Here is a 12,660-nt window from a genome sequence, read left to right on the forward strand (position 1 = left end):
TTCTTTCGTGGTCACTGTTCCTCCAACAATGCTCGGGCTGTGGGCTCGTCGGTCACCAGGACGCGGCACAGGCCGCTGGTCACGACTGTACGCGCGATGTCGTGCTTGGCGGCACCCGCGGTGACGAAGACGGTGTGGTCAGCGGTGCGCAGCCGTTCGAGCGGCACACCGACCGTTCGGGCGTCGAGTTCGGGGTCGACGATGTTGCCGTCGGCATCCACGTAGCGACCGAGAACATCGCCGACGCCACCCCGGCGGGCGAGCTCGGCGACGTCCTCGACGTCGAGGTAGCCGTTCTCGACGTGGGCGGATGTGCGGTCGCAGGGTCCGGCGCTGAACAGGAAGGCGTTCGCATTCGCCGCCTGTTCGAGGACGCCGGCGACGGTCCGATCGGACTCGATCGCCTGCTTCGTCTCGAGCCGCTCGAGGATCGCGGGGCTGGGCAGCAGGGAGACCTGTCCGCCGGCGCTTTGCGCGATGGTCGCGGCGAGCTGAGCGGCTCCCCCCGAACGGCGGTTCAGGCTCACGCCTCCGTTGAGCTGCACGACGGTGACGCCGTGCGCCCAGCCGTCCACGAGCGCTTCGGCGACAGCGGTGAGCGTGCGTCCCCAGCTGACGCCGAGAACGCGCGGAACCGGTCGCAGGGCGGCCAGGTGGTCGGCGGCGCCCTGTGCGACGCGCTCCAGAGTGGTGGAGTCATCGTCGGCGGCCGGAACGACGACGGCATCCGCCAACCCGAAGCGCTCGGTGAGCAGGCGTTCGATGCCGAGCCGTCTGGCGCGAGGATGCACGATCTCGATGCGGACGATGCCCCGTTCGCGCGCCTGGGTCAGCAGCCTGCCGACCTTCCAGCGGGAGATCTTCAGGAGGGCGCCGATCTCGTCCTGCGTCTTGCTCTCGTCGTAGTAGAGCTCGGCCACGCGCACGGTGAGCAGATCGTCGTCCACGGCATCCTCCCTTCGTCTCCAGCGTACCGAGCCGGCGACGTATGCGCACTCAGGCGCTCATATGAGCACCGCGAGTGCGGGCCGATGCGCATTCGCGGTCCGCGGATGCACGAAGAGGGCGACCCGACGTGATGCCGGATCGCCCTCTCGCGTGGAATCGAAGCTCAGGCGCGCTTGCGCGTGGTGAGCACCTGGTCGACGATGCCGTAGTCCTTGGCCTGCGCGGCCGAGAGGATGTTGTCGCGATCGATGTCGCGGTTCACCTTCTCGACAGGCTGACCGGTGTGGTGCGCCATCGTCTCCTCGAGCCAGGTGCGCATACGGAGGATCTCCGCGGCCTGGATCTCGATGTCGGACGCCTGGCCCTGACCGGCCTCGCCCATCGCCGGCTGGTGCATGAGCACACGGGCGTTGGGCAACGCGAGGCGCTTGCCTGGTGCGCCGGCGGCGAGCAGCACGGAAGCAGCCGAGGCCGCCTGGCCGAGCACGACGGTCTGGATCTGCGGCGCGACGTACTGCATCGTGTCGTAGATCGCCGTCATCGCGGTGAACGAGCCGCCGGGCGAGTTGATGTACATCGTGATGTCGCGCTCTGCGTCCTGGCTCTCGAGAACCAGCAGCTGAGCCATGACGTCGTCCGCCGACGCGTCATCGACCTGCACGCCGAGGAAGATCACACGGTCCTCGAACAGCTTGTTGTACGGGTCCTGGCGCTTGAAGCCGTAGGCGGTGCGCTCCTCGAACTGCGGGAGCACGTAGCGGCTGGAAGGCAGGTTGCCTGCGGCGCGGAAAGTGGGAGTGTGCATGGGAATCCTTTCGCTTTCCGCTTACTTGCTGTCCGGCTCGGTGCCGCCGCCGCCGATGACGTCGCTGGCGGACTCGCGGATGTGGTCCACGAAACCGTACTCGAGCGCCTCGTCGGCGGTGAACCAACGGTCGCGGTCGCCGTCTTCGTTGATCTGCTCGACGGACTTGCCCGTCTGCGAAGCGGTGATCTCGGCGAGACGCTTCTTCATCGACAGGATGAGCTGCGCCTGAGTCTGGATGTCACTCGCGGTGCCGCCGAAACCGCCGTGCGGCTGGTGCAGGAGCACGCGGGCGTTGGGCGTGATGTACCGCTTGCCCTTGGTGCCGGCGGTCAGCAGCAGCTGACCCATCGATGCCGCCATGCCGATGCCCACCGTCACGATGTCGTTCGGCACGAACTGCATCGTGTCGTAGATGGCCATGCCTGCCGTGATCGAGCCACCGGGTGAGTTGATGTAGAGGTAGATGTCCTTCTCAGAGTCCTCCGCGGCGAGAAGAAGGATCTTCGCGCAGATCTCGTTGGCGTTCTCGTCGCGCACCTCTGAGCCGAGCCAGATGATGCGGTCCTTCAGCAGCCTGTCGAAGACGCTCGTCGCGACAAGGGGTTCTGCAGCCATTTCAGCTCCTGTTTCCGTGTTCGATGATTCGAATCTACCGGCGACGACACGGTGCTCAGGTCGTGTTCGCCGTCGGCATATCAGGTGTCGCGGTCGGCGATCTCATACGCGTAGGCGGTCATGGATCGGTGATATCTCGGCAGGTGCGGGATCAGCGCCAGCAGCGCGACGGACAGGCCGCGCGCCGGTGCGCCTGAGCTGGCCAGCACCAGCGCCTTCACGACGGCGACCGCCTCGTGGTACGGGGAGCCGGGATGCGTGCGCTCCTCCTCTTCGAGCAGCGCCAGCGCCTGATCGAACTCGCCGATGTTGCGCAGCGAACTGGCGAGCTGGATCACGGCCTGCGGGCGGTGCTCGTCGTCCAGGCCCAACCCCAATGCGCGCCGGTACAGCTCGACGGCCTCCGCTTCACGCCCGGCCGAGTCCCGCGCTCCGGCGCGTTCGCACTCCGCTCGCGCGTCGTCCGCGCCTCGCTCGGCAGCGAGGGCATCGATGAGCGCGATGACCTCATCGCCGACCAGCTCGCCACTGGCCGCGGTCCAGACCGCCTCGATGCGCTCTTCCCAGGTGTCCATCCGTCTCCCTTTCGCGCAAGAAGGCGGATGCCGAAGCATCCGCCTTCTCGTCAGTATCGCTTCGCGATCACTCGGCCTTCGCGGCCTCGTCCTTCTTGGCGGCCGGCTTCTTGGCCGGAGCCTTCTTCGCAGCCGGCTTCTTGGCGGCCGGCTTCTCAGCGTCGGCCTCGGCCTCGTCAGCCTTCTTGGCGGGGGCCTTCTTGGCCGCCGGCTTCTTGGCGGGAGCCTTCTTGGCCGGCTTCTCCTCGGCCGCAGCCTCGGTATCGGCCTCGTCGTCGACCGCGATGAAGTCGCTCAGGTCGACGGCCTTGCCGTTGGTGTCGACGACGGAGACCTTGCCGAGCGCGATGGCGAGGGCCTTGTTGCGGGCGACCTCACCGACCAGTGCGGGGATCTGGTTCGACGACTGCAGCGCCTCGACGAACTCCTGCGGAGCCATCCCGTACTGCGCTGCGGACTGGATGAGGTACTGGGTCAGCTCGTCCTGCGAGACCTGCACATCCGCCTGCTCCGCGATCGTGTCGAGGAGCACCTGGGTGCGGAACTGCTTCTCGCTGGCCTCGGTGACCTCGGCGCGGTGCTCGTCGTCCTCGAGACGGTTCTCGGACTCGAGGTGGTTGTGCACCTCGTCCTCGATGAGCTGCGGCGGGACAGGGATCTCGATCTTCTCGAGAAGCGCCTCGACGAGCTTGTCGCGCGCCGCGGATCCCTGCGTGAACACGCCCTGCTCGTTGACGCGCTCGGCGACGCTCTCGCGCAGCTCGGCGATCGTGTCGAACTCGCTCGCGATCTGAGCGAAGTCGTCGTCGGCCTCGGGAAGCTCGCGCTCCTTGACGGCCTTGACGGTCACGGAGACCTCGGCCTCGCTGCCGGCGTGGTCGCCGCCGACGAGCTTGGAGCGGAACGTGGTGTCCTCACCGGCGGTGAGCGACTCGATCGCGTCGTCGATGCCCTCGAGCAGCTCGCCGGAGCCGACCTCGTAGGAGACGCCCTCGGCACGGTCGATCTCGGCGTCGTCGATCGTGGCGACCAGGTCGAGCTCGACAAAGTCACCCTTCGCGGCGGGGCGGTCGACGGGGATCAGCGTGCCGAAGCGCGCACGAAGGCGGTCGAGCTCCTCGTCGACGGCTGCCTCATCGGTCTCGATGGCGTCGACGGTCAGCGTGATGCCGTCGAAGGACGGGATCTCGATCTCGGGACGGACGTCGACCTCGATGTCGACGAGCAGGTCACCCGCGAAGTCCTTCTCGTTCGGCCATTCGATGATCTCGGCGGCGGGACGGCCGACGATGCGGAGCTTGTGCTCCGTGGCGGCGGCGCGGAAGAAGCCGTCCAGGCCCTCGTTCACGGCGTGCTCGATGACGGCGCCGCGGCCGATGCGCTGGTCGATGATCGGCGCGGGGACCTTGCCCTTGCGGAAGCCCGGGATCTGGACGTCCTGAGCGATGTGCTCATAGGCGTGCTTGATGCTGGGCTTGAGGTCCTCGGGGGTGACCGTGATGCTGAGCTTGACCCGGGTCGGGGTCAGCTTCTCGACGGTGCTGTTCGCCATGCTGGTTCGTTCTCCTTGTGGTTCCCGCGCTGGAGCGCGGCGTGAAGCGTGTGGGACAGAGTCGGGGCGACAGGATTTGAACCTGCGACCTCCCGCTCCCAAAGCGGGCGCTCTACCAAGCTGAGCTACGCCCCGGGGAATCCGCACGCAGATTCAGCCCTAGGAAGTCTAACGGACGAGAGCGGTCCGAACTGTCCGCTATGCTTGTCCAGTCGGTTCCCGACCCGCCAGCCGGGCCGGATCCGGGGCTGTAGCTTAATGGTAAAGCCTCTGTCTTCCAAACAGATGACGCGAGTTCGATTCTCGTCAGCCCCTCCACTCTCCTGGATTCGTCGTGAGGGGGCGCTGTGACCGGACAGCACCTCGACGGCGAGCACGAATTCCCCGCGACGTTCTCCAGCGCGAACGCCCCGGCACCTCCTCGCCCTCGTCGAAGGCGCATCCTGTGGGGCATCCTCACGGGCAGCCTGATCATCGCCGTCGGCGCGGTCGTGCACACGGCCGCGAACCTGCACTACGACGACTCCCTGGTGGCCTTCCAGGACGCCGGGGCGGTGGCCGAGAACCGTCAGATCGACCTCGCCGCCGATGCCGACGAGCTCGATGCAGCTGCGGCTGCCGCAAGCGACATCGCCGCCGCCGACAGCGGAGCGCTCATGCCCGCCGGCACACGACACGAGCTGGACACCGCGATCGCAGCGGTCGAGACCACGACCTCCGACGCGGATGCCGCGACCGCAGCATCCTTCCCGGAATCGGGCACCAAGCCCGCATGGACGTGGGAGCTGTTCGCCGAGAGCGCACGCCTCGCCGACGACACGACGGCGCTGCAGGAGCGCACCGACGACTTCGAGACGCTCAGCGAAGACGTGACGGATGCCGAGGCGAGCGTCGAGGAAACCGCGCTTCGCGCCGCGCAGGCGGCGGCATCCGCAGCATCCGATCTCGAAGCCGCACATGTGAACGCACGCAATCCCGAGATCATCGCCGTCCGCACCGCGGCCGAGGTCGTCGCCGGGATCGCGGAACTCGACGATGGCACCGCGACGCGATATGCGGAGTTGGAGGCGGCGGCCGCCGCCATGCTCGCGAGCGAGCAGGCGGAACTGGCGGAGAAGGCCGGCCCCCTCTACGGTCCCAGGGTCGAGATCGAGGCGTTCGCGCGTTCGCTCGCCCCGGGCGTCCTGCTCGATTTCGACTGGTCGCCGACGGTTCCCGGTTACGACGGACCGTCCAACGGCGGCTGGACGACCTGGTGGTACGGCGATCCCGGCTACTCGACGATCGCTCTGTCGGATTACATCGCCGAATCCTGGCCGGCAGAGTGGGCGAAGGCGCTCGTCGCGCACGAGGTCGGCCATGCCATCAGCGTCAAGTGCGAGGCGATGTACGACTCGTCGGATCAGGACACGATCGAGGCATGGGCGACGGCGTGGGCCATCAGCATGGGCTTCAGTGATCGGGCGAACGGCACCGATGTGTACGGCGCACCCCCGCAGTCGATGATCGACGCGGCAGCGAACTGCCGCTGACCCTTTCCGATATTCCGGTATCCAAACCTCTCGGGGCGCATTACGCTTGCGCGAAAGACGGCGGGCGCGTCCCAAGCGCCCGATGGAGAGGGGCACTCATCATGGACGAAGCGGTCGAGACGCGCACGGAGCACCGCTCCGGCAAGCGCACGATGGCCATCATCGCGATCGCGGCCGGAGCAGTGCTTCTGCTCGGTGGCGGAGGCACGCTGGCGTACTGGACGACCACGGCGACGCTCGGCGGCGGCACCGTCGTCAGCGGCGATCTCGACCTCCAGCCCGCCGGGGCGAGTTCGTGGACGCTGACGCCGGAGGGCGGGACCGCGACGCCGGTGACGGATCTCAGCACGATCGACATCGTGCCCGGCGACACACTCACTCTCGCCGGCGACTTCACGATCACGCTCGTCGGAGACAACCTCGTCGCTGACCTCACTGTCGCCGACCTGGCGAGCCTGCCCACCGGCATCCTGCCGCCCGTCGTGAACGTCACGGACGACACCGGTGCGACGTTCCCCGGCACTGGACTGACGGATGCGCTCGACGGCGAAGTCGTCAGCGTCGAGGTCGCCTTCCAGTTCGATCCGGCGACCAGCGGAACGGACCTGCAGGTGACCGACTTCGTCTTCGAGGACGTCTCGCTGACGCTCACGCAGGTCGACCCGACGCCGTAATCGCGCCCCGTCCCCGGATGCCCTGATGCGGCGGCGCGCCCTCATCGGAGTCGTTGCGGGAGCCGTTCTGGCTCTCGCAACGGCTTCCGGCGTGTCCGCGTACTGGCAGGCTCAGCAGACGCTGCCAGGCGGTGCCGTGACCAGCGGGGATCTCGACATCCAGGTCGACTGGGCCGGCGGAGCCGCTTGGGGAGCGATCGGACCGGGCACGACGATCTCGAAACGCGCCACGGTCACCGTGCTCGGGGCGGGGACGACGCTCAGCACCCGATTGACGGCCAGCGCGTCCAACGCGGCCGCCTTCAACGCATACGTCACCCGCTCGGTCAGCCTGGATGATTGCTCGGGCGCGGCCGGCACCACGCTCCCCGCCGCCGGATACCCGGCCACAGGCGGCCTCACGCCAGGGGCCCAGGTCACGGTCTGCGTCCGTTACACACTGGCGGCAACGGCCCCGTCGACGCTGCAGGGCCAGGATCTCGCGCCGAACGTCACGTTCGATCTCACGCAGCGGGGTGCCGGATGAGCACTCGACGCCGATGCCGCGCACCGATCGTGATCGCGGGGCTCGTCGCCGGCGTTCTGCTGGCCGGGGCGTCCAGCGCGAGCGGGTACTGGTCGGTGTCGAACACGCACGCCGGCACCTCGATCGCCGGATACACCGCGCCGGCGCCGGCGACCATGACCTGTGCGAACAGCGGCCTGCCTCCGCTGACGCAGACCGCGACGATGACCTGGAGCGCCGTGGCCGGCGCGAACCGATACAACGTCGTCATCTCACGTGCGGACGGAGTGTCGACGACGACCGTGCTCACCACCACCTCCGTCGCACTGAACGGCGGCCTGCTCGGCAACCTGCTCTCCGGCCTGCTCGCCCCGACGACGCTCACCGTGCGGGTCTACCCGGCGTACGTCAACGGGAGCAATGGCCTGTGGATCTCGCCGAACTCCCGGGCCTATACGGCGACATCGGTACTTCTGCCGATCGGCACGACCTGCGGTGCAGCGGTGCCATGACCTCGCCAGTGCACCGCTCCCCCGCCCGCCGCACTCGCGGGATCCTCCTCGGCATCCTGCTCGCGATCGTCTGCGCGCTGGCTCTGTTCACGGCCGTCATCCCTTTCATCCTGGGCGCGTCGAGCTACACGGTGCTCACCGGCAGCATGCGACCCGCGCTGGAGCAGGGCCATCTGATCGCCGTGCGCCCGGCCCCGATCGCCGACATCCGAATCGGCGACGTCGTCACTTACCAGGTGCATTCGGGCGAGCCGGAGGTGGTGACGCACCGCGTCGTGGCGATCGGGGTGGACGGCACCGGTGAGCGCATCCTCACCACGCAGGGCGACGCGAACAATGTCGCGGATGCCGAACCCGTACGCGAGGTCCAGGTGCGCGGCGTCCTCGTCTACGCCATCCCCTGGCTCGGCTGGATCAACATCTGGGCGACGCCGTCGGTCAAATCCATCGTCGTCGCGGTGATCGGCGTCCTCGCGATCGGGTGGGGCATCGTGGCCCTCATCGGCGACGCCGTGCGCAGGCGACGACTCGCGGCCGTGGCCGCGGCGGCCGTCTTGGTCGTCGCAGCGCTCACCGGCGGGCTCATCGCGGCCCCGTCGGCGCAGGCCGCGTCCGCCGACCCCTCTCCCCTGCTCCTCAGTCACGACGGCATCACCTGGACGCAGAGCGGAACGCTGCGCCTGCTCGACGGCACGCACGCCCTCGTCCCCGGCGACGCGATCGACGTTCCGCTCTGGGTGCGCAACGCCTCCCCCGACATCGCCGACGCGCAGATCGAGACCGCCTGGGTGCCGACGGACCCGGCATCCGCCGCCGACGTCGGGCTCGCGGAGGCCCTGACCGAGGCAGCCCCGCTGCGCACCGAACGCGAACTCCACGCCGGCGCGAGCGTTCAGGTGCCCCTGCGCGTCGCGCTCCCCGCTACAGGAGGCAACGACAACAGCGACGCCTCGGCGGCGCTCGAGGTCACCGTCACGCTCACCCAGGCATCCGGATCCCCCGCCGTCCCTCCTCCGGGCGGCGCGGCGCTGCCTGCGACAGGGGCCGAACCTCCCGTTCTCGCGCTCGTCGGCGCTTCGGTGCTGATCCTCGCAGGCGCAGTCCTGCTCATCGTCCGGCGAATGCGGAAAGACCGTCGCGACTAAGAAGTCGCGACGGTCTTTCCGAAGTGCTGTGCGGCGCGTTACTGACCGCGACGCTCGCGCAGCTGCGTGAGTGCGTCCTCGAGAAGCTGCTCCGCCTCGACGTCGGTGCGGCGCTCCTTCACGTACGCGAGGTGCGTCTTGTAGGGCTCCGTCTTCGACAGCGCAGGCGGGTTCTCCTTGTCGCGCCCCGCCGGAAGGCCGGAGTGCGGGTGATCGATCGTGTCCGGAATCTCCTCTTCGGGGAGCCCCGCCGCGAAGTAGCGGACGGTCTCGTTGCCGAGTCCGTCCCAGTAGGACACCGCGATGCGGTCGGCGTGGTAGCCGTGGTCCTGCTCGCCCATCGGGCCGGAACCGACTCGGGTTCCGCGGATCGCATTGCCGCCGGTTGCCATCAGATCACCTCGAACTTCGTGATGAGGCCCAGTGCGACGATGGAGACGAACCAGGCCAGTGCGAGAACCACGGTGAAGCGGTTCAGGTTGCGCTCGGCGAGGCCGGATGAACCGACAGCCGTCGACATCCCACCGCCGAACATGTCGGACAGACCGCCGCCACGACCCTTGTGAAGAAGGATGAGGAGAGTCAGCAGGACGCTGGTGATGCCCAGCACGACCTGCAGGACGAACTCAAGAACTTGCACGTGAAAAGCCTTTCGCTCGGGCCGAATTGCCCGCGTAACGGTCAAGTATACGGTGCAGCGGGGCCGGAGCCCCGCCGCACACTCACACTCCGACGTGCTTCTGGAACCGGATGATCGCCGCGAACTCGTCGACGACGAGGCTCGCGCCTCCGACGAGTGCGCCGTCCACATCGGGCTCGCGCATGAAGCTGGCGATGTTCGACGACTTCACCGAACCGCCGTACAGGATGCGCGTTCGTGCCGCGGCATCCGCATCGAGCGTCTCGGCGAGCACGCCGCGCAGCGCGGCGCAGACGTCCTGCGCCTGCTGCGGCGTCGCTGCCTGGCCGGAGCCGATGGCCCAGACCGGCTCGTACGCCACGACGATGTCGGCGGATGCCGGAACACCGTCGAGCGCCGCCTTGAGCTGACCGGCCGGAACCGCGCTGGCACCGAACTTCTCCAGGTCCTCCGCCGTCTCGCCGACGCAGATCACCGGGACGAGACCGTGCTTGATCGCGGCCTTGACCTTGCCTGCCACGACGTCGTCGGACTCGGCGTGGTACTCGCGCCGCTCCGAGTGGCCGATGATGACGTACTTCGCGTCCAGCTTCGCCAGGAACGCACCGGACACCTCGCCCGTGTACGCACCCGAATCGTGGGCCGACACGTCCTGCGCGCCCAGGGCGAACGGGATCTTGTCGGCGTCGATCAGCGTCTGCACGCTGCGGATGTCGGTGAACGGCGGGAACACGGCCACCTCGACCGAGTCGCCTTCGTGTCCGGCATCCTTCAGCGTCCAGTGCAGCTTCTGCACCGTGGCGACCGCCTGCAGGTGGTCCAGGTTCATCTTCCAATTGCCCGCGATCAGCGGGGTGCGCATGCTTACGCCCATCCGAGTACCTCCAAGCCGGGGAGCTTCTTGCCCTCGAGGAACTCGAGGCTGGCTCCACCACCGGTGGAGATGTGGCCGAACTGGTCGTCCGCGAAACCGAGCTGACGCACGGCGGCAGCGGAGTCGCCGCCGCCGACGACGCCGAGGCCGTCGACCTCGGTGAGCGCCTGCGCGACGGCCTTCGTGCCGTTCGCGAACGCCGGGAACTCGAACACGCCCATCGGGCCGTTCCAGAACACCGTCTTCGAGCCGCGGATCGCCTCGGCGAACGCAGCCGCCGTCTCAGGACCGATGTCGAGGCCGATGCCGGATGCGCCGGCCGCAGTGTTCTCGATCGCGTCGATCGAGACGGTCGCGTGCGCGGCATCCGCAGCGAACGATGCCGCGACCACGACATCCGTCGGGACGACGATCTCGACGCCGCGCTCGGCGGCCTCGGTGATGTAGCCGCGAACCGTGTCGAGCTGATCTTCTTCGAGAAGGCTCGATCCGACCGCGTAGCCCTGTGCCTTGAGGAAGGTGAACAGCATGCCGCCGCCGATGAGGAGCCGATCGACACGCGGAAGCAGATGCGAGATCACCCCCAGCTTGTCGCTGACCTTGGAGCCGCCGAGGACGACCGTGTACGGCCGCTCCGGGGTCTCCGTGAGGCGGTCGAGGACGCCGAGCTCGGTGGCGATCAACAGCCCGGCCGCCGAGGGCAGGATCTGCGCCAGTTCGTAGACGCTGGCCTGCTTGCGGTGCACGACACCGAAGCCGTCCGACACCAGCACATCGCCGAGGTCGGCGAGCTGCTGGGCGAACGCCCGACGCTCCGCCTCATCCTTCGAGGTCTCCCCCGGGTTGAAGCGCAGATTCTCGATCACGGCGATTCCGCCGTCCTCGAGGGCCGCGACTGCCTCGGATGCCGATTCGCCGACCGTGTCGCGGGCGAACGCGACGGGCTTTCCGAGCAGTTCGGAGAGCCGCTGGGCGACCGGTGCCAGGCTGTACTTCGAGTCGGGTGCGCCATCGGGGCGCCCGAGGTGGGAGCAGACGATCACGCGGGCGCCGGCGTTGAGCAGCGCGTTCAAGGTCGGCAACGAGGCGCGAACACGGCCATCGTCCGTTATGACGCCGTCCCGCAGGGGAACGTTGAGGTCACAACGGACGATGACGCGCTTGCCCTCGAGCGACCCCAGGGATTCCAGGGTGCGCAGAGACATGTTCAGTTCAGATCTCAGAGACGCTCTGCGACGTACTCGGTCAGGTCGACGAGACGGTTGGAGTAGCCCCACTCGTTGTCGTACCAGCTCGAGACCTTGACCAGGTTGCCGCTGACGTTGGTGAGCGTCGAGTCGAAGACGGACGAGTGCGCGTTGTGCACGATGTCGCTCGAAACGATCTGGTCCTCGTTGTACTGCAGGAAGCCCTTGAGCCGGCCATCGGCCGCAGCCTTCTGGTACGCGGCGTTGACCTCGTCGACGGTGAGGTCGTCACGCGTCGTGATCAGCGTCAGGTCGACGATCGAGCCGGTGGGAACCGGAACGCGGTACGACGAGCCGGACAGCTTGCCGTTGAGCTCCGGCAGGACCTCGCCGATCGCCTTCGCCGCACCCGTGGATGCCGGGGTGATGTTGATCGCGGCCGCACGTGCGCGACGCAGGTCGCCGTGCGGGCCGTCCTGCAGGTTCTGGTCTGCCGTGTAGGCGTGCGCGGTCATCATGAAGCCGCGCTCGATGCCGAACGCCTCGTTGAAGACCTGCGCCAGCGGCGCGAGGCAGTTGGTGGTGCAGGAGGCGTTGGAGATGATGTGGTGCGCTGCCGGGTCGTAGCTGTCCTCGTTCACGCCCATGACGAACGTGGCGTCGACGCCGGTGCCCGGTGCCGAGATCAGGACCTTCTTGGCGCCGGCCTCGATGTGCTTCTTGGCGAGGTCTGCCTTGGTGAAGAAGCCGGTCGACTCGATGACGATGTCGACACCCAGCTCACCCCACGGGAGACCGGCGGGGTCGCGCTCGGCGAAGGCCTTGATGGTCTTGCCGTTGACCGTGATGCTCTCTTCGTCGTAGCTGATGTCTGCATCCAGAACGCCTCCGACGGAGTCGTACTTCAGCAGGTGCGCCAGAGTCTTGTTGTCGGTGAGGTCGTTGACAGCGACGATCTCGATGTCTGCGCCCTGCGCGAGGGCCGCGCGGAAGTAGTTGCGTCCGATGCGGCCGAAGCCGTTGATGCCGATCTTGACAGACACTCAGGTCTCCCTGTTTCTCGTGCGCTCGCGCGCTGTATTGATGGAGAAGT

15 protein-coding genes and 2 tRNA genes are annotated in these 12,660 nt (G+C 67.9%); 6 read left to right on the top strand and 11 right to left on the bottom strand.

Annotated elements, in window-relative coordinates; all coding sequences use genetic code 11:
* Positions 1-11 precede the first annotated feature (11 nt).
* The 6 genes from ACI7YT_RS10980 to ACI7YT_RS11005 form a co-directional block, all read right to left on the bottom strand.
* The gene (locus tag ACI7YT_RS10980; RefSeq protein WP_406245567.1) at positions 12-947 is read right to left on the bottom strand and encodes a sugar-binding transcriptional regulator; all 936 of its coding nucleotides are present in this window, start codon (positions 945-947) and stop codon (positions 12-14) included.
* 164 nt (positions 948-1,111) lie between these two features.
* Positions 1,112-1,753, bottom strand: a complete 642-nt coding sequence (locus ACI7YT_RS10985) for an ATP-dependent Clp protease proteolytic subunit (RefSeq protein ID WP_376180456.1) — start codon at positions 1,751-1,753, stop codon at positions 1,112-1,114.
* 21 nt (positions 1,754-1,774) lie between these two features.
* Positions 1,775-2,371 carry an ATP-dependent Clp protease proteolytic subunit gene (locus ACI7YT_RS10990; RefSeq protein WP_406245568.1) on the bottom strand — a complete coding sequence of 199 codons (597 nt, stop codon included), beginning with the start codon at positions 2,369-2,371 and terminating at the stop codon, positions 1,775-1,777.
* Positions 2,372-2,451: 80 nt separating this feature from the next.
* The gene (locus ACI7YT_RS10995) at positions 2,452-2,946 is read right to left on the bottom strand and encodes a tetratricopeptide repeat protein (RefSeq protein WP_406245569.1); all 495 of its coding nucleotides are present in this window, start codon (positions 2,944-2,946) and stop codon (positions 2,452-2,454) included.
* Positions 2,947-3,013: 67 nt separating this feature from the next.
* Positions 3,014-4,498, bottom strand: coding sequence for a trigger factor (gene tig / locus ACI7YT_RS11000; RefSeq protein ID WP_406245570.1), 1,485 nt, complete (start codon positions 4,496-4,498; stop codon positions 3,014-3,016).
* Between the two features lie 61 nt (positions 4,499-4,559).
* A tRNA-Pro gene (locus ACI7YT_RS11005) sits at positions 4,560-4,633 on the bottom strand.
* A gap of 109 nt (positions 4,634-4,742) precedes the next feature.
* Here ACI7YT_RS11005 and ACI7YT_RS11010 point away from each other — a divergent pair.
* From ACI7YT_RS11010 to ACI7YT_RS11035, 6 genes are all read left to right on the top strand, one after another.
* A tRNA-Gly gene (locus ACI7YT_RS11010) sits at positions 4,743-4,816 on the top strand.
* 29 nt (positions 4,817-4,845) lie between these two features.
* Positions 4,846-6,030, top strand: coding sequence for a hypothetical protein (locus ACI7YT_RS11015; protein WP_406245571.1), 1,185 nt, complete (start codon positions 4,846-4,848; stop codon positions 6,028-6,030).
* Between the two features lie 101 nt (positions 6,031-6,131).
* Complete coding sequence (locus ACI7YT_RS11020; RefSeq protein WP_406245572.1) at positions 6,132-6,704, top strand: alternate-type signal peptide domain-containing protein; 573 nt, start codon at positions 6,132-6,134, stop codon at positions 6,702-6,704.
* 25 nt (positions 6,705-6,729) lie between these two features.
* Positions 6,730-7,230, top strand: coding sequence for a hypothetical protein (locus ACI7YT_RS11025; RefSeq protein WP_406245573.1), 501 nt, complete (start codon positions 6,730-6,732; stop codon positions 7,228-7,230).
* Positions 7,227-7,721 (top strand): hypothetical protein, encoded by a 495-nt coding sequence (locus tag ACI7YT_RS11030; protein ID WP_406245574.1) that lies wholly within the window; start codon positions 7,227-7,229, stop codon positions 7,719-7,721. Before ACI7YT_RS11025 ends, ACI7YT_RS11030 begins: the two co-directional genes overlap by 4 nt.
* The gene (locus ACI7YT_RS11035; protein ID WP_406245575.1) at positions 7,718-8,866 is read left to right on the top strand and encodes a signal peptidase I; all 1,149 of its coding nucleotides are present in this window, start codon (positions 7,718-7,720) and stop codon (positions 8,864-8,866) included. Before ACI7YT_RS11030 ends, ACI7YT_RS11035 begins: the two co-directional genes overlap by 4 nt.
* A 38-nt stretch (positions 8,867-8,904) precedes the next feature.
* On the opposite strand, the gene ACI7YT_RS11040 is transcribed toward ACI7YT_RS11035, so the two are convergent.
* The 5 genes from ACI7YT_RS11040 to gap form a co-directional block, all read right to left on the bottom strand.
* Positions 8,905-9,258 carry an RNA polymerase-binding protein RbpA gene (locus ACI7YT_RS11040; RefSeq protein ID WP_406245576.1) on the bottom strand — a complete coding sequence of 118 codons (354 nt, stop codon included), beginning with the start codon at positions 9,256-9,258 and terminating at the stop codon, positions 8,905-8,907.
* The gene (gene secG / locus ACI7YT_RS11045) at positions 9,258-9,506 is read right to left on the bottom strand and encodes a preprotein translocase subunit SecG (RefSeq protein ID WP_120228415.1); all 249 of its coding nucleotides are present in this window, start codon (positions 9,504-9,506) and stop codon (positions 9,258-9,260) included. Before secG ends, ACI7YT_RS11040 begins: the two co-directional genes overlap by 1 nt.
* Positions 9,507-9,588: 82 nt before the next feature.
* Entirely contained in the window at positions 9,589-10,380 is a 792-nt protein-coding gene (tpiA, locus tag ACI7YT_RS11050; RefSeq protein ID WP_406245577.1) for a triose-phosphate isomerase, read from the bottom strand.
* Entirely contained in the window at positions 10,371-11,585 is a 1,215-nt protein-coding gene (locus ACI7YT_RS11055; protein ID WP_406245578.1) for a phosphoglycerate kinase, read from the bottom strand. Before ACI7YT_RS11055 ends, tpiA begins: the two co-directional genes overlap by 10 nt.
* Before the next feature lie 14 nt (positions 11,586-11,599).
* Complete coding sequence (gene gap / locus ACI7YT_RS11060; protein WP_406245579.1) at positions 11,600-12,610, bottom strand: type I glyceraldehyde-3-phosphate dehydrogenase; 1,011 nt, start codon at positions 12,608-12,610, stop codon at positions 11,600-11,602.
* Positions 12,611-12,660: the final 50 nt, after the last annotated feature.

This window comes from Microbacterium sp. M, assembly GCF_045181065.1.
Taxonomy (GTDB): Bacteria; Actinomycetota; Actinomycetes; order Actinomycetales; family Microbacteriaceae; genus Microbacterium.